This is a genomic window from Klebsiella sp. HMSC09D12 (assembly GCF_001808475.1).
GTDB classification, from domain to species: Bacteria; Pseudomonadota; Gammaproteobacteria; order Enterobacterales; family Enterobacteriaceae; genus Klebsiella; species Klebsiella oxytoca.
On sequence record NZ_KV793506.1, the window covers coordinates 155,850 to 178,362 of the forward strand.

Annotated in this window: 12 protein-coding genes; 9 read left to right on the forward strand and 3 right to left on the reverse strand. The window is 58.7% G+C overall.

The window, feature by feature from the left end; genetic code table 11:
• The first annotated feature begins 115 nt into the window (after window positions 1-115).
• The 8 genes from HMPREF3178_RS25310 to HMPREF3178_RS25345 all read left to right on the forward strand — a co-directional run bounded on the left by HMPREF3178_RS25310 (window position 116) and on the right by HMPREF3178_RS25345 (window position 18,436).
• The gene (locus tag HMPREF3178_RS25310) at window positions 116-3,853 is read left to right on the forward strand and encodes a WGR and DUF4132 domain-containing protein (protein WP_064356040.1); all 3,738 of its coding nucleotides are present in this window, start codon (window positions 116-118) and stop codon (window positions 3,851-3,853) included.
• Between the two features lie 12 nt (window positions 3,854-3,865).
• Window positions 3,866-7,603 (forward strand): WGR and DUF4132 domain-containing protein, encoded by a 3,738-nt coding sequence (locus HMPREF3178_RS25315; RefSeq protein WP_070585571.1) that lies wholly within the window; start codon window positions 3,866-3,868, stop codon window positions 7,601-7,603.
• A gap of 14 nt (window positions 7,604-7,617) precedes the next feature.
• Complete coding sequence (locus tag HMPREF3178_RS25320; RefSeq protein ID WP_070585573.1) at window positions 7,618-11,208, forward strand: DUF4132 domain-containing protein; 3,591 nt, start codon at window positions 7,618-7,620, stop codon at window positions 11,206-11,208.
• A gap of 230 nt (window positions 11,209-11,438) precedes the next feature.
• Window positions 11,439-12,527, forward strand: a complete 1,089-nt coding sequence (locus HMPREF3178_RS25325) for an ATP-binding protein (protein WP_070585575.1) — start codon at window positions 11,439-11,441, stop codon at window positions 12,525-12,527.
• Window positions 12,528-12,537: 10 nt separating this feature from the next.
• Entirely contained in the window at window positions 12,538-14,823 is a 2,286-nt protein-coding gene (locus HMPREF3178_RS25330; RefSeq protein WP_070585576.1) for a DUF5682 family protein, read from the forward strand.
• On the forward strand, window positions 14,823-15,959 hold the full coding sequence (locus tag HMPREF3178_RS25335) for a vWA domain-containing protein (RefSeq protein WP_049594107.1): 1,137 nt from the start codon (window positions 14,823-14,825) through the stop codon (window positions 15,957-15,959). Before HMPREF3178_RS25330 ends, HMPREF3178_RS25335 begins: the two co-directional genes overlap by 1 nt.
• Window positions 15,956-17,962 (forward strand): SWIM zinc finger family protein, encoded by a 2,007-nt coding sequence (locus HMPREF3178_RS25340; protein WP_070585578.1) that lies wholly within the window; start codon window positions 15,956-15,958, stop codon window positions 17,960-17,962. The genes HMPREF3178_RS25335 and HMPREF3178_RS25340 overlap by 4 nt, the downstream gene beginning before the upstream one ends.
• Window positions 17,963-17,974: 12 nt before the next feature.
• On the forward strand, window positions 17,975-18,436 hold the full coding sequence (locus tag HMPREF3178_RS25345; protein ID WP_004114062.1) for a YehR family lipoprotein: 462 nt from the start codon (window positions 17,975-17,977) through the stop codon (window positions 18,434-18,436).
• A 124-nt stretch (window positions 18,437-18,560) separates the two neighbouring features.
• Here HMPREF3178_RS25345 and HMPREF3178_RS25350 read toward each other — a convergent pair whose 3' ends face one another.
• The 3 genes from HMPREF3178_RS25350 to HMPREF3178_RS25360 are packed head-to-tail and all read right to left on the reverse strand — an operon-like array spanning window position 18,561 to window position 21,483.
• Window positions 18,561-19,028, reverse strand: a complete 468-nt coding sequence (locus tag HMPREF3178_RS25350; RefSeq protein WP_004103827.1) for a YehS family protein — start codon at window positions 19,026-19,028, stop codon at window positions 18,561-18,563.
• A 53-nt stretch (window positions 19,029-19,081) separates the two neighbouring features.
• The gene (gene btsR / locus HMPREF3178_RS25355) at window positions 19,082-19,801 is read right to left on the reverse strand and encodes a two-component system response regulator BtsR (RefSeq protein WP_004103829.1); all 720 of its coding nucleotides are present in this window, start codon (window positions 19,799-19,801) and stop codon (window positions 19,082-19,084) included.
• The gene (locus tag HMPREF3178_RS25360; RefSeq protein WP_004103831.1) at window positions 19,795-21,483 is read right to left on the reverse strand and encodes a sensor histidine kinase; all 1,689 of its coding nucleotides are present in this window, start codon (window positions 21,481-21,483) and stop codon (window positions 19,795-19,797) included. Before HMPREF3178_RS25360 ends, btsR begins: the two co-directional genes overlap by 7 nt.
• A 210-nt stretch (window positions 21,484-21,693) precedes the next feature.
• Between HMPREF3178_RS25360 and HMPREF3178_RS25365 the strand changes: the two genes are divergently transcribed.
• Window positions 21,694-22,452: a MerR family transcriptional regulator gene (locus tag HMPREF3178_RS25365; RefSeq protein WP_070585580.1), complete on the forward strand. Its 759-nt coding sequence runs from the start codon at window positions 21,694-21,696 to the stop codon at window positions 22,450-22,452.
• The last annotated feature ends 61 nt before the right edge of the window (window positions 22,453-22,513 follow it).

Genomic DNA, 22,513 nt, shown 5'->3' on the forward strand with positions numbered 1-22,513 from the left:
GGCAGCGCTTTTTTTATAAATTCTGAAAATCGCATTCTTGTCGTCCTCCCCCTCTGTGTTCTTAGTAATAACTGCTAGCATAAAATCCAAACTGGATAAAAACACAGGGAAGAAAATGAAATCTTTTATTTATCAGGACGAAAAATCACATAAATTCTGGGCGGTGGAGCAGCAAGATAACGAGCTGCATCTGAGCTGGGGCAAGGTCGGCACCAGCGGCCAGAGCCAGATTAAAACCTTTGCCGATAGCGCCACTGCTGCAAAAGCCAAACAGAAACTGATTGGTGAGAAGACAAGAAAAGGCTACGCAGAAAATACCGCGGCGGAAAAAAGCCCGCCCCAGGCTGTCGCTAGCCAATCTAATAACCGACCCTGGCTCGCTGATGATGCCCATATACCGCTAACAGAGGAGATCGGCTGGTTTGCTTTCCCTCACCGTAACCGTTCCAGACCGTTTAATACCACACCGGACGGCAATCAGATTTGGCAACGCATTACCAGGAATGATAAAGCCGAATTCAGGCCATCCGACTATCATTTCACGTCACCGGCCTGGGAACAGGCCTACGCTGAACTACACCAACGGATTAAGCATAATCAATCCACCGGAAGCCTGCTTTCCGAAGCGGCTCTTCTCGGGCAAATGGGCTATTATTCTGGTGATTTAATCGACCTCTTTGTGACGCAATACGGGCTTGAAACCACGGTTGAGATCGCCTGTCATACCCTACAAGTGGCATGCAAGTACGATGATGATCTTAAGAAAATTGTCGTACGTAGCGACTTTCCTGTTAACGAAACAGAATATCTGCCCGACTGGCTCCCGCGCTTGTGTCATCATCTTTCATTAGCGCCAGAGGAAGAGTGGCTACGCTGTGTCAAAAAACTGATTGCTGCTATTCCTGAGCTTTCTCCCGCTATGCAGCCGTTTGTCGCACTGATGTTGCCAGAGCGTCCGGATATCGCCAATGAGATAGCATTACGTTTCGCCGCAGAAGAGATTCCGGCAATGGCGTGGTTGAAAATGGTTGTCAATGCCCCTTCTGCACTGATTACGCTAGAAAAATATCCGTTGCCTCCACTTTACTCTCACTTTCTCCCCTATGTTGCCACATTGATAGCCAACCAAGGCATGATCGGGGTAAGTCAACTCGTCAACGATTTGGACGAAAAGGAAGCAAGCACCCAATTACCTGAGCTTGAAGCTACTGACTATTTCACTAAGTGGTTAGCTAAAACGAACCATCCGGATGCGCTTAAGATATTAATTCTTGGTGCCGGCAACAAAAATAAGCGCCTGGGATATTTAAGTAAGGCCAGTCAAAAATATCCTCATGCAGCCATTGCCGCTTATGCGTCGCTGCTGACGAGCTATGAAGATCCGATCTGGCGCAAAGCGCTAACGGTACTCATCAGCGCTGAACCAGCTCGGGTAGAGCAAGTTCTGCCATGGATTGACGCACACGCCGCAGAAACGTTAACCGCGACGCGGCCGCATAGCGACTCATCAGCAGAATATGCCAGCCCGGAGACCCTACCAGAAATACTGGTATCCCCGCCGTGGCTAAAGCAAAATCAAAAAAGCGCATCACCAGTATTCAAACTATCCATACTCCCCGTCACTTCTACGCTAAGCCTGACGCCGGCAATAACGGAAGAGCTAACTGGCTACGATTACAGTGATTACCACTGCCAATTCAGGTACGCGGACCTGCCGCCATTTGAAAGCTATCATTGGGAAAAAGTGACGGAGCCTTTCACCCCGGAACAAAACTTTCTGTGGCGTCTGGGGTTTGAAAAGTGGCAACAGTTAACCCCTGGCACATCGCAAAAAGTCCCCATTCCGCAAAGCGCCGTCACAGCCCTGCAATGTGCAGACTATGCCACCTTGATAAATGAGTTCCATCAGTATACGGGTAAGCAGTATTCGCAATGGAAGCTGTATCTGCTGGCCTGGATGCCGCGCGAGCAAGCATTAGCCCTGCTGGATGCTCTGGCTGATGAACCTCACAAAGGCGAAGAGGGGATCTTACCCATTTTTGGCATCGATGCCCTGCCGATATTTGTCCGTTATCTTAAACACGATCGCCAGTCGCTGTGGCCGTTTACCCCCTATTGCGGCACAACCGATTTGGCACTGCCGATGGCACAAAACTTCAGCCGCAAAAAAACGCTGCGCGAAGACGCCCGAAGCTGGTTACTTGAGTATCCCGAACATGCCATTGCCGGGTTATTGCCCGTAGCGCTAGGAAAAGCGTGCAAAGACAGGGACGACGCTCAACAAGCTTTGCGATTACTGGCCGAAAATAATCACCGTTCTCTGATAACCCAAATAGCACAGCGCTATCAACAACCGGAGATTATCGCTGCACTGGGAGCCTTTCTCGACGCAGGAGACTTTCACGATTTCCCGACGAAAATTCAGCCTTTGCCTGAATTTTATCAATTTGCACTGTGGCGCAGACCACAGCTCAAAAGCTCGGGGTTGCCGTTGCCGGATAACGCCATGCGTTACCTCGGCGATATGTTGAATTTCCCACGCGAAGTGAAACTTTACGCCGGACTGAATACCGTAAAAAGCATCTGCACTCCAACATCTCTGGCTAACTTTGCCTGGGATCTTTTTAACGCCTGGATTGAAGCCGGAGGCCCTTCAAAAGCGAACTGGGCCTTCACAACATTAGCCTTTTTCGGTAATGACGATACCGCGCGAGCGCTGACGCCGCTCATCCGTGCCTGGCCTGGAGAATCACAACATCAACGCGCAGCGCTTGGGTTGGACATTCTGGCAGAAATCGGCAGCGACATCGCTTTGATGTTGCTAAACGGCATTGCGAAAAAAATCAAATTTGCGGCGCTACAGGAGAATGCACAGAACAAAATCAAGCAAATTGCCGAACAGCGTGAACTGACCATTGCCGAGCTGGAAGACCGCCTCGCCCCGGATCTCGGACTGGACGACAACGGCACTCTGGTTCTCGACTTCGGCCCCCGCCGCTTTACAGTCAGCTTCGATGAAGCTCTGAAACCCTTTGTGTGCGATGAAAGCGGTCGCCGCCTGAAAGATTTGCCGAAGCCCGGCAAAAGCGACGATGAACCGCGGGCTGCGGAGGCCGTCAGTCGTTACAGACAGTTGAAAAAAGACGTCCGCACGGTAGCCAGCCAGCAGATCATGCGGCTTGAATCAGCGATGTGCCTGCGCCGCCGCTGGACCGCCGAACAGTTCCGCCTGTTCCTCGTCGACCATCCGCTGGTGCGCCATCTCACCCGTCGCCTGATCTGGGGAGTCTATAGCCAGGAAAACGTCCTGCTGGCCTGCTTCCGCGTCGCCGAAGATAACAGCTACAGCGATGCAGAAGATAACCTGTTCAGCCTGCCTGAAGGGCAAATCGGCCTTCCGCACGTGCTGGAAATCTCCGCGGAAGACGCCGCCGCCTTCGGCCAGCTGTATGCCGACTATGAACTACTGCCGCCGTTCCGCCAGCTCGATCGCAACCACTATCGCCTGACGGAAAGCGAAAACCGGGCCACAGAATTAACGCGCTGGCGCGGACGCCAGCGCCAGGCCGGGCGCATCGTCGGACTGGAGCGCAAAGGCTGGCAGCGAATAGAAGATGGCGGCAGCATCTGCGGCATGTTCAAACCCGCCGCCAGCGGCGACATGGTGCTGGAAGTGGAACCTTTTTCGCTGCTGTATGGAGAAACCACCTACGACGAACTCATCCCGTTCGAGACAGTGAAAATCGTTACCAAAGGCGATATTGACTACGGCAAACCGACCTTTGCTTTCGCAACGCTCGACGCTATCGCCGCCAGCGAACTGATTAACGATATCGAATCGCTATTCGATTAAAAGGATTTAACCATGAAAACGTTTATTTATCAGGATGAAAAATCACATAAGTTCTGGGCGGTTGAGCAGCAGGATAACGAACTGCATCTGAGCTGGGGGAAGGTGGGTACCAGCGGCCAGAACCAGATTAAAACCTTTGCCGACGCGGCAGCGGCCAGTAAGGCCGGGCAGAAGCTGATCAATGAAAAAAACCGCAAAGGCTACGTTGAGCAAGGCGAAACCACGCCGTCTGCGGCAGCCAGCCTGCCGGAGGAACCGGCATCTACCCCAGCTGCGCCGCCGCCCGCATGCGCCACCGTACCTGCAGACATAGATCGTCCGTGGCTGGCGGACGATGCCGAACTGGCTTTGTCAGATGAGCTGCTGCAAGATGTGCTCCCTTCACGCCGCTTTCCCGGTCCACCGATCGCCGCGCCTGCAGATAGCGAACTGATGAGTCTCGGCAAAGAGATCCACCAGCAGTCCGGGAAAGCCGTGACCTTTGACTATGCCGACTGTTCCGCCTACTGGCAGCAAACCATCAACGAAGCCCTTAGCGATGGCCCGCTCTCCCCTGCTGCGCTGGCGGTGCAGCTCGCCCTCGCCACGCGTCGCGGCTGGCGCAGCAGCGACAATGCCGACCTGATGGACGAAATTGTTTACGTCTACGGACTGGAATACGCCGTCGAGACGTTTATTGCCCTGCAGCACATTACTTTTGATTACAATTACCAGACCCTGCAGGTGACCTTCCTTTCAGAACCCACCAGCGCGCGCGGGCCCGGGATGCTCGACGTGCGCCTGCGCGCGCATCTGGCTAAGGCCGATGAACCGCTCTGGCAGCGCTGCGTGAATAAACTGATCGCCGCGCTGGCGGATATGCCCATCGGGCAGCAGCCGCTGGTGGCGCTATTGCTGCCCGATCGCCCGGATATCGTCCACGAAATCGCCCGCCGGGTGCTGGCGCATAAAACTATCAGAACGGCGGAATGGCTGAAGGTGGTGGTTCGCGACCCGCAGCTCGTCAAAGCGCTGGAGCCTTATCGGGCGGAGAACCTGTTTAACGACTACTACCACGGCAGCGTCTGGAACGCGACGGTGATGCGCGAGCAGGGCGTTGCCGGCATCGCCCGCTTCGCACCCTACGTTCATGACGATCTGTGCGGTAAGCTGGTCAGCCAAATTAACCATCCGCAGGCGCTGAGCCAGCTAATCCTCGCAAGCGAGCAGGGTAAGCGTTGTCACGAACGGATGACCCAGGCCAGCGCGCGCTTCCCGCACGCCGCGCTGGCGGCGCTGGCTGAACTGCTGACGCAGAAAGAAGAGAAACGCTGGCGCATTATGCTGATGACCCTGCTCAGCGGGCAGCCGGGGCTGGTCGGAGAAATTGTGCCGTGGCTCTCTGCACAGGCCGCGACGCTACTGGAAGCCTGCCAGCAGCAGTTAAGCCAGCAGGCCGAGTGCGCCCGCGACGATATGCTCCCGCCGGTGCTGGTGACCCCACCCTGGGCGGCGAAAAAGAAAAAATCCCCCATTGCACAGCTGAATCTGCCGCCGCTCCCATTAGAGCCGGTCTGTATGCTGACGGAAGAGGCAAGCAAACAGCTTCTCGAACAGCGTAGCTGGTATGCCCGCCTGGTCGATAATGGCAAAGAAAAAGATGAAAAGGAGCTCCTGTCCTGCTTAGGTTTCCACAGCTGGAACAGGAGCCAAAATCGCTATGAAGATGTCTCCGATGCCGCTATCGATGCCTGGCAACGACAAGATTATCCGGCGCTGATTGCGGAATTTAAGAATACCCATACCTATCGCCAGGAAGAGTGGAAGCTGTACATGCTCGCCGCCCTGCCCGCCGGACGGGCGCTCCAGGCCTGGAACGCGCTCAGCCAGGAGCCCCACACCGGCGCAGACTTTGTGATGGCGCACCTGCGTCTCGCCGGCTTGCCGGGCTTTATCCACTCCTTCTCACGCTATCCGCAGGAAAACCTGTCGGTTGCGATCTGGTTTGCCGCCAGCGAACTGGCCCCCATCATCGCCCGCGCTTTTAACAAGCTTAAATCGCTGCGTGAAGGCGCGCGCGAATGGCTGCTGGCCTATCCTGAACATGCGATTACCGGCCTGCTGCCCGCCGCCCTCGGCAAAGCGGGCGAAGCGCAGGACAGTGCGCGCCTGGCGATACGTATGCTGGTGGATAACGGCCATCAGCCGCTGCTTGAAGAGGTCGCCCGGCGCTACAATCAGCCGGCGGTAACGGAGGCCGTTACCGCCCTGCTCGCCCTCGATCCGCTGGATAACCATCCGACCAAAATTCCGCCGCTGCCCGCATTTTACCAGCCTGCGCTGTGGACGCGTCCGCTGCTGCGGGAAAATGGCCTGGCTCTGCCGGATGGCCCCATAAAAGCGCTCGGCGAAATGCTGCGCTTCCCGTCAGAGGAGGGGATTTATCCCGGCCTGCAGCAGGTTAAAGATCTCTGTACTGCCGAATCACTTGCCGCCTTTGCCTGGGATCTGTTCAGCGCCTGGCAAACCGCCGGAGCGCCATCGAAAGAGAGCTGGGCGTTTACCGCGCTCGGGATTTTCGGCAACGATGATACCGCCCGGGCCCTGACGCCGCTGATCCGCGCCTGGCCCGGCGAATCTCAGCATAAGCGCGCCACCGTCGGATTAGATATTCTCGCCGCCATCGGCACGGATATCGCCCTGATGCAGCTTAACGGCATCGCCCAGAAGCTAAAATTCAAAGCCCTGCAGGAACGCGCCAGAGAGAAAATCGGCAATATCGCTGAAAGCCGCGGGCTGACCGTGGAAGAACTGGAAGACCGCCTGGCGCCCGATCTGGGTCTGAATGAGGATGGTAAGCTCACCCTCGATTTTGGCCCACGGCGCTTTATCGTGAGCTTTGATGAAGCGCTCAAGCCGTACGTCCGGGATGAAAACGGCAGCCGTCTGAAAGATCTGCCGAAGCCGAATAAAAGCGACGATAACGCGCTCGCCGCCGAGGCTGTCAATCGCTACAAGGCCCTGAAAAAAGATGCCCGCACGATTGCCGCCCAGCAAATCGCGCGGATGGAGTCGGCCATGTGCCAGCGCCGCCGCTGGACGCCGGAGAACTTCCGCCTGTTCCTGGTCAACCATCCGCTGGTACGCCATCTCACCCGTCGCCTGGTATGGGGCGTATACGGTGAGGACAACCGCCTGCAGGCCTGTTTCCGCGTGGCGGAAGACAACAGCTACAGCAATGCCGATGACGATCTCTTTCCTCTGCCGGACGGCGACATTCGTATCGGCCTTCCGCATCTGCTGGAAATGACGCCGCAGGATGCCGCCGCTTTTGGTCAGCTATTTGCCGATTACGAACTGCTGCCGCCGTTCCGTCAGCTCGACCGCAACTGCTACACACTAACACCTGCCGAGCTTGCAGCCACTGAGCTGACCCGCTGGGCCGGACGCAAGTGCCCGAGCGGCCGGGTCATCGGGCTGGCCAACAAAGGCTGGCTACGCGGCGAGCCGCAGGACGCTGGCTGGATCGGCTGGATGCTAAAACCGCTGGGACAGCGGGCGCTGGTAATGGAAATAGACGAAGGCTTCGCCGTGGGCATGCTGCCGGATGAGCTCAGCACCGAGCAGCTATTAAGCAAAGTCTGGCTGTACGCCGGAAATGCCCGGCAGTACGGCTGGGGCGGCAACGCTCCGCAGCAGGCTCGATTTTCGGAGCTGGATAAAGTCGCCCTCAGCGAACTGATCAACGATATTGAAGGGCTATTTGAATAGAACAAGGAACGTTTATGCACAACGCACTAACCCCACCCTGGCTGGCGGATGACGCGCAGCTGGAGCTGACCTTTAAAAAAGGTAAGACGCCGTTAAGCCATCGCCGCTGGCCGGGCGAGCCGGTGCCGCTGGTCAAAGTGGAACGACTTCAACGGCTGGCGAACGATATTGCCTCCCGCAGTCAGCCCCTCGCCTGGGAGGCTGAACAATGTACTGCTGAGTGGCAACAGGCGATTGCGCAGGCGATGCGCTGCGTGGGCGAGGCCAGAGCGGCAATGCCCGCCCGCGCGCTGGCGGTGCTGACTCGTCTGGCTGAAGAGGATAGCCCGGCGCTTTTGGATGAAATCGTCCAGCTGCACGGCGTCGAGTACGCGACCGAGGTGGTGATTGCCCGGCAGAATATCGCGGCGGGCCATAGTAAATACCCGCCGCGCAAATGGGTGTTCAGTCATCCGCAGAAAGAGAACGTTTACGGCCTCCACTCTGAAACCTATAGCGAGTTCGATCTACGTCTGCGCAAACATCTGTCGCTGGCGGAAGAGGTCGTCTGGCAACGCTGCGCCGAAAAGCTTATTGCCGGCCTGGTCGAAACGCCGTTTTATCGCCAGCCGTTTATCGCCCTGCTGCTGCCGGAAAGGCCGGATATCGCCAATCAAATAGCCGGACGTTGCATTGACAACTCCTGGCGGTCGTCAAAAGAGTGGCTTAAAGCCGTCGCCACCGACCCCGCCGTGCTGGCGAAGCTTGAGGAAACCTGGTCGAGTGATATTTTTACCGATCGCCAGGACAGCGATGGCTATTTTGCAAACCGCTACGGCTATGTCGCTTGCGCCGCGCTTTTGCGTGAACAGGGGCTGGCGGCAGTCGCCAGGCTGGCGATTTACGCGCATAAAGACGACTGCGGTAGCCTGCTGGCGCAAATCAACCATCCGCAGGTTATTCGCCTGCTGCTGCTGGTGGCGGATAAAAACAAGCCCAGCCAGCTGCGCGTGGCAAAATATGCCAGACAATTTCCCGCCTCGACGCTGGCGGCGCTGGCAGAGCTGCTGGCGCTACCGGAGCCGCCCGCGCGTCCGGGCTATCCGCATATTGAAGCGAAAAAGCTCCCGCAGCAGCAGAAAAAACGCGCAGAGGGCTGGCGAATGCTGCTCCGGACGCTGCTGAATACGCATCCGCCGCTGGCCGAACAGGTTAGTCCCTGGCTAAGCGCGCAGGCGCGGGAACTTCTGGCGACGTTCCAACAATCGCTGCCTGCAGGCGTCACGGTGGCCGTCGATAACCCCGGCCTGCCGGAAATTCTGCTCTCGCCGCCGTGGCGCAGTAAAAAGAAAAAAGCCGCCGCGCCGCGTTTTGCGCTATCGCCGCTGAAGCTTGCGCCGCAGGAGTACTGGCAGCCTGGAGAGCGGGAGGCGCTGGCCGCCGGCAAACCGGCCTGCTTTTTCAACGATCTTCCGCTGCGGGAACGCATTCGCCGCAAAGGAGGGATCGTATTACGGGAGCTGGGTTTTGAGGACATGTATTACCTGTTCCATCAATACACGCTGAACGGACAACAAATTCATTTTGAGCCGCAGTATCATCGCTACAGTGAGAAGCCGGTGTGGAACGAAGCTGCCATGCAGGCATTGCATCATGGTGATTGCAATATCTTACTGCAAGCCTGGCAAAGCCATTTGACGGCGGGCTACAAGCCGAATGACTGCTGGAACCTCTATTTGCTGGCCCAGCTGCCTCGCGAACGGGTCATCACCCTCTGGCAGCGCATTAATGAAGAAAATTTCAAATTTGTCGGCGCTGAATACCTGTTGAGCATCCTCGGGACTGACGCCCTGCCCGGCCTGCTGCTGGCGCTCCGGCATCGGCCAAAAGTGATCTTTCCGCTGCTGATGCATCTCGGCGCAACGGAGCTGGCGCTGCCGGTGGCCCGCGTCTGGCGGCGCTTTCAGGCGCAGAGCCATCTCGCCCGCCAGTGGCTACTGCAATGGCCGGAACACGCCGCCGCCGCGTTAATTCCGCTGGCGTTCGATAAAGCAGGCGATAGCCGCGAAGCGGCCATTAACGCCCTGCGTCTGCTGTATCAGGAAGGCCATCACGCGCAGCTGCAAACGGTGGCGCAACGCTGGCACGAACCGAGGCTATGGCCAGCGCTGGAGCAGTTGCTGACGCAAGATCCGCTGGATAATTATCCGGCCCGCACGCCGAAAGCGCCGGATTTCTGGCAGCCCGCGCTCTGGCGCAGGCCGCGGCTTCTCAGCAACGACCAGCCGCTGACCGACGATGCGCTGGAAATTCTCGGCGATATGCTGCGCTTCGCCCAGGGCGGCCACTTTTACTGCGGGCTGGATTTAGTCAAAGCCGCCTGTCAGCCTCAATCGCTGGCCGCTTTCGCCTGGGATCTCTTCAAAGCCTGGCAGAATGCCGGTGCGCCCGGCAAAGAGAACTGGGCTTTTCAGACGCTGGGGATCTTTGGCGATGAGAGTACGGTGCGTGATTTAACCCAACTTATTCTCGCCTGGCCGCAGGAAGGGAAATCTGCCCGCGCCGCCAGCGGCCTGCATCTTCTGACCCGCATCGGCAGCGATATGTCGCTGCTGCAGCTGGACCATATTTCGCAACGGGCAAAATCCCGCCCGCTGCGCGAGAGCGCGGAACGTTGTCTGCAAGAGATTGCCGAAGCGCGCGATTTGAGCGAAGAGCAGCTGCAGGATCGGCTTACGCCGACGCTGGGGCTGGATAATCCCGGTGCGCTGACCTTTGATTTCGGTACCCGCAGCTTTAGCGTGCGCTTTGATGAAAATCTGCAGCCGGTAATTTATGACCAGCAGGGAGCGCGGCAAAAGAGCCTCCCGCGCCTGCGCGCCGAAGATGACCAGACAAAAGCCGCGGAAGCGCTGCTCCGGCTGAAAGGATTGAAAAAAGATGCCGCTCGCGTGGCGAAACGCCTGCTACCGCATCTGGAAAATGCCCTGCGGCTGGCGCGGCGCTGGACGCGCGCGGAGTTTCAGTCGCTGTTCGTCGACCACCCGCTGACCCACAATGTGACCCGCCGCCTGGTATGGGGAGTATACGCCGCTAATGAGCCTCGTCGCCTGCTCGCCGCTTTTCGCATCGCGGCCGAGGGAGAGTTCTGCGACGGCCAGGATGAGCCCATCACGCTGCCGGAAGATGCACTATTCGGCATCGTTCATCCGCTGGAAATGGACGACCTGACGCGGGCGGCGTTTGAACAACTCTTTGCCGATTACCAGCTATTGCCGCCGTTCCGTCAGCTGACCCGCCATACTCTCCTGCTGCTGCCGGAAGAAACTTCAGTCAGCAAGCTAACGCGCTGGCAGGGAAGGTCGACGACCTGCGGGCAGCTGCTGGGCATCCGCGGCCGGGGCTGGTGGCAAGGTAGCGAAAGCTATTTCTGTTACGATGTTGCTCAGCATCGGCTGATACTGGAAATCACGCCGGGATTTGTTCACTACAGCATAGACGCTAAAGCTCCTCAGCAGTTTGGCGCGATAACGCTCTATTACGGCGAACAACCCGTTGCGTTTTCCCGGCTCGATCCTCAGGATCTCAGCGAAGCGCTAAGCACAATAGAGATTATTTCCCGCTAGTGCGACAAACGAGGTGAGTCAATTAGCAACAATATTCGACTCACCGCATGAGTCGAATATTGGCTTTTTAGCCCCACGAACCTAATGTGCCTTTTTAACTACAAGATACGCAGGAAGATGTTGCGTTAAATATAATCCGATATATCAAGCTCAGAAATAAAGCACCTCACGCAATCTGCTGCGCATAAATAAGGTCTAACGATTACCGCTGTCTCTTTAAGGAAGAAACGATGATACAACAGGAAAAACATCTTCAGCGCCCCCCAGCCGCCGTGCTCTACGCCGATGAACTCGCGCGGCTGCAACAGAATGACCCTTTCCCCTGCCCGCCCGGCTGGCAGTTAAGCCTGCCTGCGGCGCGCGCGTTTATCCTCGGCGATAGCGCTCGCGACATCAGCCGTAAAGTGGTTATCAGCCCCGCCGCCGTCGAGCGGATGCTGGTCACGCTGGCGACCGGACGCGGCCTGATGTTGGTCGGTGAGCCGGGCACGGCAAAATCGCTGCTCTCAGAGCTGCTGGCCACCGCCGTCTGCGGCGATGCCGGGCTCACCATTCAGGGCGGCGCGTCGATTACCGAAGATCAAATCAAGTACGCCTGGAACTATGCGCTGTTGATCAACCAGGGACCCTCGACCCAGGCGCTGGTGCCCGCCCCGCTGTATCAAGGCATGCGCGACGGGAAAATCGTCCGCTTCGAAGAGATAACCCGCACGCCGCTGGAGGTTCAGGACTGCCTGCTGGGGATGCTTTCCGACCGGGTAATGGCGATCCCGGAGCTAAGCGGTGAGGATAGCCTGCTCTATGCCCGCGTCGGGTTTAATATCATTGCGACCGCCAATACCCGCGATCGCGGGGTCAACGAAATGAGCGCGGCGCTTAAACGTCGCTTCGACTTCGAAACCGTCTTTCCAATCATGGATTTTCAGCAGGAGCTGGTGCTGGTGGCTAACGCGTCGGCACGCCTGCTGGCGCATAGCGGCATTCCGCATAAAGTGCCCGATGCCGTACTGGAACTGCTGGTCCAGACCTTCCGCGATCTGCGCGCCGAGGGCGGAAAGAAAACCTCAATGGATACTCTCAACGCAATTATGTCCACCGCCGAAGCGGTTAACGTCGCCCATGCCGTCGGCGTGCGTGCCTGGTTTCTGGCCGCTCGCGCCGGAGAGCCCGCCGACCTGGTAGACTGCATCGCCGGTACAATTGTCAAAGATAACGAGGACGACCGCGCCCGCCTGCGCCGCTATTTTGAGCAGCGCGTCGGTACGCATAAAGAAGCCCACTGGCAGGCCTATTATCAGGCCCGCCACCGCCTGCCGTGAGGGAACACGCATGCCAGAGCAGCCGTTAATTATCGGCGTTCGACACCACAGCCCGGCCTGCGCCAGGCTGGTAAAAGAACGCATCGAACAAACGCGTCCGCGCTACGTTCTGATTGAAGGTCCGGTGGACTTTAATCAGCGCCTGGATGAGCTGTTTTTACCCCATCAATTGCCCATCGCCATCTACAGCTACTGCCAGTCTCAGGAGGGCGGCGCGGCGGGACGCGGTGCCTGGACGCCGTTTGCCGAATTCTCCCCCGAGTGGCAGGCGCTGCTGAGCGCCCGGGCGACGGGCGCGCATATTCGCTTTATCGATTTACCGGTCTGGGCGCAAAGAGAGGATGACAGCGATGCCTCTGACGCTCGCCGCGTCGATGACCAGCAGCGTCTGTTTGTCGCCAGCGGAATGGAGAATACCGACGCGCTGTGGGACCATCTGTTCGAAGATGAAACCCAGCGCGCCGGTCTGGAGCAGGCGCTGAAAACGTACTTTATCCAGCTGCGCGGCGATAGCAGCGGCGGAGAAAACAGCCGGCAGCGGGAAGCCTGGATGGCCCGCTGGGTGGCATGGGCCATGCAGCAAAATGACGGCCCGGTCGTGGTGGTCTGCGGCGGCTGGCACGCCCCGGCGCTGGCAGCCCTGTGGCGGAATTGCCGGGCGCCAGCGCAGGAACCTGAATCCCCGCCGCCACCGACGCCCGACGCCGTCACCGGCTGCTACCTCACCCCCTACAGCGAAAAGCGGCTGGACGTTCTGGCGGGCTATCTTTCCGGGATGCCGGCGCCGGTCTGGCAAAATTGGTGCTGGCAGTTGGGCCTGCGTCAGGCCGGGGAACGGCTGCTGAAAACTATCCTCGCCCGCCTGCGCCAGCATCGCCTTCCCGCCTCAACGGCCGATTTCGCTGCCGCCCACCTGCGCGCAATGGCGCTGGCGCAGATACGCGGCCATACCCAGCCGCTGCGCTGCGACTGGCTTGACGCGCTGGCGGGCTCGTTAATCAAAGAAGCGCTCAATGCCCCGCTACCGTGGAGCTATCGCGGCGTGATTCATCCGCAAACCGATCCGATTCTGCTGACCATCGTGGATGCGCTGGCGGGAGCCGGTTTCGGCAAGCTCGCTCAGGGAACGCCGCTGCCGCCGCTGCCGCAGGACGTCGATCGCGAGCTGGCGCGCGTCGGGATCGCCATACCGGCAAACCTGAACATCAATCGCTATACGCCCGAGGGATTAGCAAAAAGTCAGGTCTTACACCGGTTGGCCATCCTCGACATTCCCGGTTTCCAGCAGCAAACGGGCAGCGCGGTGACGCTTTCCGGCGATGGCGAAGAGCGCTGGCGACTGTTTCCAACCCTGGAGCAGCACGCGGTCCTGATCGAGACCTCCCGCTACGGCGCTTCCCTGGCGGAGGCCGCGCGCCAGCGGCTGGAAGCGGCTATTCTGGCCTCCGGGGGGATCAAAAGCCTGGCCGCCAGCCTGAATCAGGCCGCGCTGGCGGGGCTCTCCACATTCAGCCAGCAGATGCTGGAACAGCTGGCGCAGCTAATTGCCGAAGAGAGCCAGTTTGCCGAAATGGGGCCAGCGCTGGAGGTGCTTTACGCCCTCTGGCAGCAAGATGAGAGCAGCGGTATGCAAAACGCCGCGGTGCTGGAAATCACGCTTTGCGCGGCGCTTGACCGGACGCTGTGGCTTTGCGAATCCAGCGGCGTTGCCGACGAGCAGCAGTTTCACGCCCATCTGCATAGCTGGCGCACCCTGTGCCACATCCTGCGCGATCTCCACAGCGGCAGCGTTTTACCGGGAGTTTCGCTCAGCGCCGCCCTGGCGCTGCTTGAACGGCGAATTCACGCCGCAGATGCCGCACCGCTCGACCGCGGCGCGGCGCTCGGCGCGCTGATTCGCCTTGAGCATCCCGCGGCGACCGCTGAAGCAGCGATGACCCTGCTGACGCAGCTCTCTCCGCAGCGTCTGGGAGAGGCGGTCCACGGTATGCTGGCGCTGGCGCGCCATCAGCTCGCCTGTCAGCCCGCTTTTATCACGGGATTCAGCGCGCTGCTCGCCCGGCTGGCGGACGATGAGTTTATTCTCGCGCTGCCGGATCTGCGGGCGGCGATGGCGTGGCTGCCGCCTCGGGAACGCGGCGAGCTGGCCCGCCAGGTGCTTGATCACTATCACATGTCCATGCTACCGACCTCTGCGCTACAGGCGCCGGTTGCCTGCTCGCCGGAGCAGTTACTCTATCATCAGCAGCTGGAACAGCAGGCGCTGGCCGCGCTACGCCATTGGGGAGTACGCTAATGAACAGGTTATCCGATATTCTGGCAACCCAGGAGCTCCAGCGCTGGCGGCTGATTCTGGGCGAGGCCGCCGAAAACAGCCTCGGCGGCCTCGATGAGCATGCCCGTCAGGTAGACCATGCGCTGGAGTGGCTCTACGGCCGCGATCCGGAGCGACTACGGCGAGGCGAGCGCCAGGGTGGACTGGAGGATTCCAGCCTGACGACGCCGGAATGGATCAACGCTATCCACTCGCTTTTTCCGCAGCCGGTTATCGAGCGGCTGGAGAGCGATGCGGTACTGCGCTACGGCATCGATGAGGTGGTGACCAATCTGGAAGTGCTTGAACGTATCGAGCCTTCCGAAAGCCTGCTGCGAGCGGTACTGCATACTAAACATCTGATGAATCCAGACGTGCTGAACGCCGCCCGCAAGCTGGTGCGCCAGGTGGTAGAGCAAATTATGGCCCGGCTGGCGACAGAGGTGCGCCAGGCTTTTTCCGGCGCGCGCGATCGGCGCCGCCCCTCGCGTATCCCGCTGGCGCGCAACTTCGACTTCAAGAATACCCTGCGCGCCAACCTCAAGCACTGGGACCCGCAGCGCAGCAAGCTGTACATTGAATCGCCTAAGTTTATCAGCCGTATTAAACGCCACAGCGAAAAATGGCAGCTGATTTTGCTGGTCGATCAGAGCGGTTCGATGGTGGATTCCGTTATCCATTCGGCGGTTATGGCGGCCTGCTTATGGCAGCTGCCCGGCATTCGTACGCACCTCGTGGCGTTTGATACCAGCGTGGTGGATCTCACGGACGACGTTGCCGACCCGGTAGAGCTGCTGCTGAAAGTTCAGCTCGGCGGCGGGACCAATATCGCCCAGGCCGTTGAATATGCGCGACAGCTGATTGAACAACCGCAAAAAAGCGTCATCGTGCTGGTGAGCGACTTTTTCGAAGGCGGGGCGAACTCGCTACTGATTAATCAGGTCAAGCTGAGCGTGCAAAGCGGCGCTAAAGTCCTCGGGCTGGCGGCGTTAGACAGTTCGGCATCCCCCTGTTATGACCACGATATGGCCCAGGCGCTGGTTAACGTCGGGGCGCAAATCGCCGCCATGACGCCCGGCGAACTGGCCTCCTGGCTGGCGGAGAATTTACAATCATGATGCCTTTACGCCCCGAATTACTGGAACTCACCCCGCAGGCGCTCATGGCGCTAAGCAACGCCGGATTCGTAAAACGCAGCCAGAAAGAGCTGGATAACGGCAATATCCCCGAGCTTGCGCAGGATGAAGACGGCACCCTGACCGCCGTATTTCACGACGGCACCCGCACCCGGCTGGCAAAAGGCCAGGCGCTCAAAGAATCCAGCTGTACCTGCGGCGCCAGCGGCATGTGTCGTCATCGCGTGATGCTGATCCTCAGCTACCAGCGCGCCAATACCGGTGATGAGCGTCCCGAAGGGGAACCGGAGAGCGGCGAACGCTGGCATCCGGGACTGTGGCAAGCGGAGCTGGCCGCTCTCCCCGAGTCCGTTCTGAAGCGGGCGCAGCAGCTGGCGGATAAAGGCGTCGCGGTGGAGCTATTCTGCCGACCTAACGAAACGCCTTCGGCAAAGCTGCCGATGAGCGATGTGCGTTTTTATTCCCGCAGCAGCATCCGTTTTGCCCGCTGCGACTGCGTCGACGGCTCGCTGTGCGAACACGTGGCGCTGGCGGTTCAGGCTTTTACCGATGCCGAAGCCCAGCAGCCTGGCTTTACGCACCTGGTCTGGCAAACGCGCAGCCGCAAGGCCGCCGCCCGCGGAGGGCCCTTTGATACCCCTGACGGCGAGGCCTGTCGACAAAGCCTCCGCCAGCTCAGCCAACTGCTGTGGCAAAGCGGCGTCAGCCAGCCGCCTATTGGCTTCGAGGCTGCGTTCACCCGGGCGCAGCGCGCGGCGCAGACGGTAAACTGGCGCTGGGTCGTCGGCGCACTTGCTCAGCTTCGCGAAGGCGTCGAGGCCCTTCAGCAGCGCGCCAGCCATTACCATCCTGAACAGCTTCTCAGCCAGCTGGCAGGACTTAACGCCCGCCTTGAGAGCGCCGACAGAATGGCGCAGCTTGCCGATGCCGACCAGACGCCGCCCCTGCCGTGGCGCACCGTGGTGGGCCAGGGTATCGCCGGCGAAGCGCAGCTCGATCATTTGCGACTTATCTCCCTGGGAATGCGCAGCTGGCAGGATAATCACCGCTACGGTTTACGCATCTGGTTTAGCGACCCGGATACCGGCAGCATTATGCATCTGTCGCGCAGCTGGCCGCTGGCGGAACGGGCGCAAAGCCCGCTGTGGCAGCGCCGCCTGTTTAGCTTCCAGGCCGGCGCGCTGGCGGGCGGGCAGATAATTACTCAATCAGCGAGCCGCAACGCCAGCGGCGAACTGCTGCTGAGCGCGCGCCACCGCCTGAGCAGCAACATTCCGCTCAGTGAAGAGGCCTGGCTTTTGCTCAGCGCGCCGCTGCGCCAGCCGGGGGTTGCGGCGCTGCGTGAGTATCTGCGCCAGCGCCCTCCGGCGTGGGTGCGTCCGCTTAATCAGGTGGATAATCTGTTTATTTTGCCGGTGGATGCCTGTCTTGCCGTCGGATGGGACGCCGCCCGGCAAACGCTGGATGCGCAGGTTCTCAGCGGCGAAGGGCAAGACAACGTTTTGCAGCTGTCCCTTCCCGCCGCCGCCAGCGCGCCCTATGCCGTTGAGCGAATGGCGGCGCTGCTCAGCCAGGCGGACGATCCGGTAGTGATGGTGTCCGGGATGGTCACCTTTAGCCGCGGGCAGCTTAGCCTGGAGCCGCTGGTAATGATGACCCGCACCCGCGGCTGGGCGCTGAACGCGGAACCGCTTCCCGTTGGGCCACTGCCTGCCGGCGATATCCTGCCGCCGCGGTCGCTGGCCCTGACGCTGTTGCAGCGCACCCGGGCGCTGCTGATCCAGATTATGCACAACGGCCTGCGCTATCAGCAAAAGGGCCTTTTTCGCGAAGCGATGACGCTGAGCGACGATTTAACCAACGGCGGATTTAATCATCTCGCGCGCCTGCTCCACCAGTTGGCCGAGCGCGAAACGGCGACTTCCGAGGATACGCTCAGCGCTATCGCCCAACTCTGTATACAATTAGAGATGATGATTGATTAACAAGGAATGATAATGAAATTTAACCGCAGGATTACCGCCGCTCTGGGCGCAACGTTAATGATGGCCGCGCTCGTCGGCTGCGATAACAACAAAGATGAGATCAAGACGTTTCACAACACGATGAACGGCGTAGACCTGACCTACACCTATCACTACAAAGACGATGTCGTTACCCGCCAGGACGCGGAGAATACTATTCCCTATACATCACTCGGGGTGAGTAACGAAGAGCAGGCGCGCAAGATCATCGATCCTATCGGCGTGGCCTACAGCAAAATCAAAGGCGTCACCCACAGCGTCGACTATAAAGAGAGCGCCGCGCAGGAACACCTCTCCATCGACTTTAATCAGGCTAAAATCAGCGAGCTGTGTCAATTACCCGGGGCCAGCTTTACAGACTGTTCGCAAAAGTTTATTTCGCTGAGCGAGTCGGAAAAAATGTTGAAATCACAGGGATTTAAAGAAGTGAAATAACCCAGACTGGTGCGGAGAACTCCCGGCTTACGCTACGCTTAGCCGGGCTACCCCGGTCAGGCTACAGGGCCATACATTCGGGGAGCCCGGCTCTGGCGTTAACGCCGCAAGCCGGGGAGGCATATCAGGATTTCGCGTGTTCGCGCTCGGTCAGCCCGCGCAGGAAGTAGCGCAGAAACTGGTCGCCGCATTCGCGGAAGTTTTTATGCTCCGGGGCGCGCATCATGGCGGTGATTTCCGGCATCGAGACGCGGAATTTCTGCTGAGTGAGGATAGCGAGAATGTCATCCGTCTTCAGGGAAAAGGCAATACGCAGTTTTTTCAGCACGATATTATTATTCACCCGGCGTTCGACCGCCAGCGGCGGCGCCGACGCATCTTTACCGCGTTTGTCGTAAATCAGGCCGTTGAGAAAATTCGACAGCACGACATCCGGGCAGCGCACAAACCCCTCTTCGTCTTCTTTTTTCAGCCAGGGTACCAGCTGTTCGGCGCTGACCGGCGCATCCGCTAGCGCAAAAATACGTACCAGGCCGCTGTTATTGGTTTTCAGGGTGTAGCGCAGGCTACGGAGAATATCGTTACTGATCATATTGCCTTCATGATGAAAAATTCTGCCGCACAGTTTATCACGATTCCGCCGTTTTACAGACCAATCGCCTCTTTCAGGCTTTTCAGATAGCGGCGGCTCACCGGCACCGTTTGCCCGGCACGCATCAGCAGCTCCGCCTGGCCGTTTTCCTCAAAGCGGATCTCCTTGAGATGGGACATGTTAACCAGGTACTGGCGATGGCAGCGCAGCAGCGGCGTTCGGCTCTCAAGGGTGCGTAAGGTGAGCTCGGTAAAACCCTCCTTTCCTTCGCGGTCGGTCACGTAAATCCCGCTCATCCGGCTGCTGACGAAGGCCACGTCTTCCATCTGCAGTAGCCAGATGCGGCTGTGGCCGGTGCAGGGAATATATTTTAGCGCCTGCTGGGTATCGTCGAGGGCGGTCATATCCTGCAGGCTGCGCTCCTGGCGCAGTCGAGCCAGCGTTTTTTCCAGCCTGGCGGACTCTATTGGCTTCAGCAAATAATCAAACGCGTGCTCTTCAAAGGCTTTCACCGCGTACTCGTCAAATGCGGTGAGAAAGACGATATAGGGCCGATGCTCCGGGTCAAGCATGCCAACCATCTCAAGACCGCTGATACGCGGCATCTGGATATCCAGAAACAGCACGTCCGGGTGCAGCTTGTGTACCGCGCCAATCGCCTCTACGGCATTTCCGCATTCGCCCACGATCTCGATATCCGGCTGGGTCTCCAGCAAAATACGCAGGTTTTCACGCGCCAGCGGCTCGTCGTCGACAATTAATACTTTTAACATGCGTTTTCCTCCAGAGGCAGTCTCAGCGTGACGCGGGTAAAACATTCCGGCTCGCAGGTGACGGTGATCCCGCAATCGGCGCCGAAGCGCGCCCGCAGACGGCGATCAACCAGATTCATGCCCAGTCCGCTGGCGCTGGGTTTGTCCTGATATAACCCGGCGTTATCTTCAATATCCAGCTGCAGCCAGCGCTGGTACTGGCTGGCGCGAATGGTGATTTCCCCCACCCCAAGGTGCTGCGAAGTCCCGTGCTTAATGGCGTTTTCGACTATCGGCTGTAGGGTAAAAGCCGGCAGTTGATGCTGGGCCAGCGCTTCCGGCACCAGCATGTGGATCTGTAGGTTGGCCTGAAAGCGCGCTTTCTCAATCTGCAAATAGGCGTTTACATGTTCGATCTCATCCGCCAGGGTCACGATCTCCGCTGGCCGTTTCAGGTTTTTGCGGAAAAAGGTCGACAGATACTGCACCAGTTGCCCCGCCTGGTCGCTATCGCGGCGAATCACCGCTTTCAGGGTATTCAGCGCGTTGAACAGGAAGTGCGGATTCACCTGGGCGTGCAGCAGCTTGATTTCCGACTGCGTTAGCAACGCCTTTTGCCGCTCATACTGTCCGGCCAGGATCTGCGCGGATAACAGCTGGGCAATCCCCTCCCCCAGCGTGCGGTTGATGGAGCTGAACAGGCGGTTTTTCGCTTCATAAAGTTTTATCGTGCCAATCACCCGCTGATTCTCGCCGCGCAGCGGAATAACCAGCGTGGAGCCCAGCTTACAGTTAGGATGAATCGAGCAGCGGTAGGGCACCTCGTTACCGTCGGCATAGACCACCTCGCCGGTATCGATCGCCTTTTGGGTATAGAGCGAAGAAATAGGCTTACCGGGCAGATGGTGATCGTCACCGATCCCGGTAAACGCCAGCAGCTTGTCGCGATCGGTGATCGCCACCGCGCCGATATCCAGCTCCTGGATCAGTACCTGCGCGACCTTCATGCTGTTCTCTTCGTTAAACCCCTGGCGCAGGATCCCCTCCGTCGACGCCGCCACCTTCAGCGCGGTGGCCGAGAAAGCCGAGGTATATTTTTCAAACATCGCCCGCTTATCCAGCAGGATACGCATAAACAGCGCCGCCCCGACGGTATTAGTCACCATCATGGGGGCAGCGATGCTTTGTACCAGATGCAGGGCATCTTCGAACGGGCGAGCGATCAGCAAAATGATCAACATCTGCACCATTTCAGCAAAAAAGGTAATCGCACCGGCCGTGAGCGGGCTGAAGACTTTATCCGGTCGCCCGCGTTTAACCAGAATGCTGTGCACCAGCCCGCCGAGCAGTCCTTCAACGATGGTGGAAACCATACAGCTCAGCGCGGTCATGCCGCCCAGCGAGTAGCGATGAAGGCCGCCGGTCAGTCCCACCAGGCCGCCGACCACCGGCCCGCCCAGCAGGCCGCCCATCACCGCGCCGATGGCTCGCGTATTGGCGATCGAATCTTCGATATGCAGGCCAAAGTAGGTGCCGAGGATGCAGAAAATAGAGAAGGTTACGTAGCACAAGAGCTTATGCGGCAAACGGACGGTGACCTGCATTAACGGGATGAACAGACGCGTTTTGCTCATCAGCCACGCGATGACCAAAAACACGCACATCTGCTGAAGCAGCAGCAACACCAGATCAAACTCGTACATACCCGCAGACCACACTTCATTTGAAAGCGCGTAACATACACTGCTTGCTTATAACTTTCTTTGAAGCAATACATGAAAATGATAATTCATGTTCAGGATCACACTTCTTAGCGCCTCGACGATCCGTTTTTGTACAAAAAACAGACAAACCTCCCCGCTTCGGCAAACAGCTTCTACAGTTAATAGAGGAGAACACAGCGGGAGGAGAAAATGGCGCTTTATACAATTGGCGAAGTTGCCCAGCTTTGCGATATCAATCCCGTGACGTTACGCGCCTGGCAGCGGCGCTACGGATTACTGAAACCTCAGCGTACCGACGGCGGCCACCGCCTGTTTAATGAATATGAGATAGACCGTATTCGCGAAATCAAACGCTGGATTGACTCCGGCGTGCAGGTCGGGAAAGTGAAAACGCTGCTGATGGATAATGAGCAGGAGAGGGTCGACGGCTGGCGCGATCGGCAGGAAATGCTGCTCGGCTATCTGCAAAACGGAAGTTATCATCGCCTGCGGATGTGGCTGAAGGAGCGTAACCACACCGACTCTGCGCAAACCCTGGTGAAGCACCTGGTTAACCCCTTACGCCAGCGCCTGCTCAGCCCGCAGCCAACGTTGCTGGCAATGCGGGGCATCCTGGACGGCATTCTGATTAATCATATCGCCCGATGCCTGTCCTCGACGGCAAAATATCCCGGCGACCATGCGCTGATTATGGGCTGGAATGTGAACGATATCACCCGGCTATGGCTGGAGGGCTGGATAGCCAGCGAACAGGGCTGGCGGGTGGATATTCTCGCCCATTCGCTGAACCAGATCCGACCGGAGCTTTTCCCCGACAGTACGCTAATGGTCTGGTGCGGAGAGGCGCCCTGTAGCGCCCAGGTGAATCAAATGCGTCAATGGGAGCAGCAGGGCCAGATTATCTGGCTGAATCACACCACCGCAACGTCTCCCGGAGGCGGCGCCTGAGGCGCCTGCCCGGGCTACCGGCCCGCAGACGGTGATGAACCGTAGCCCGGCTAAGCGCAGC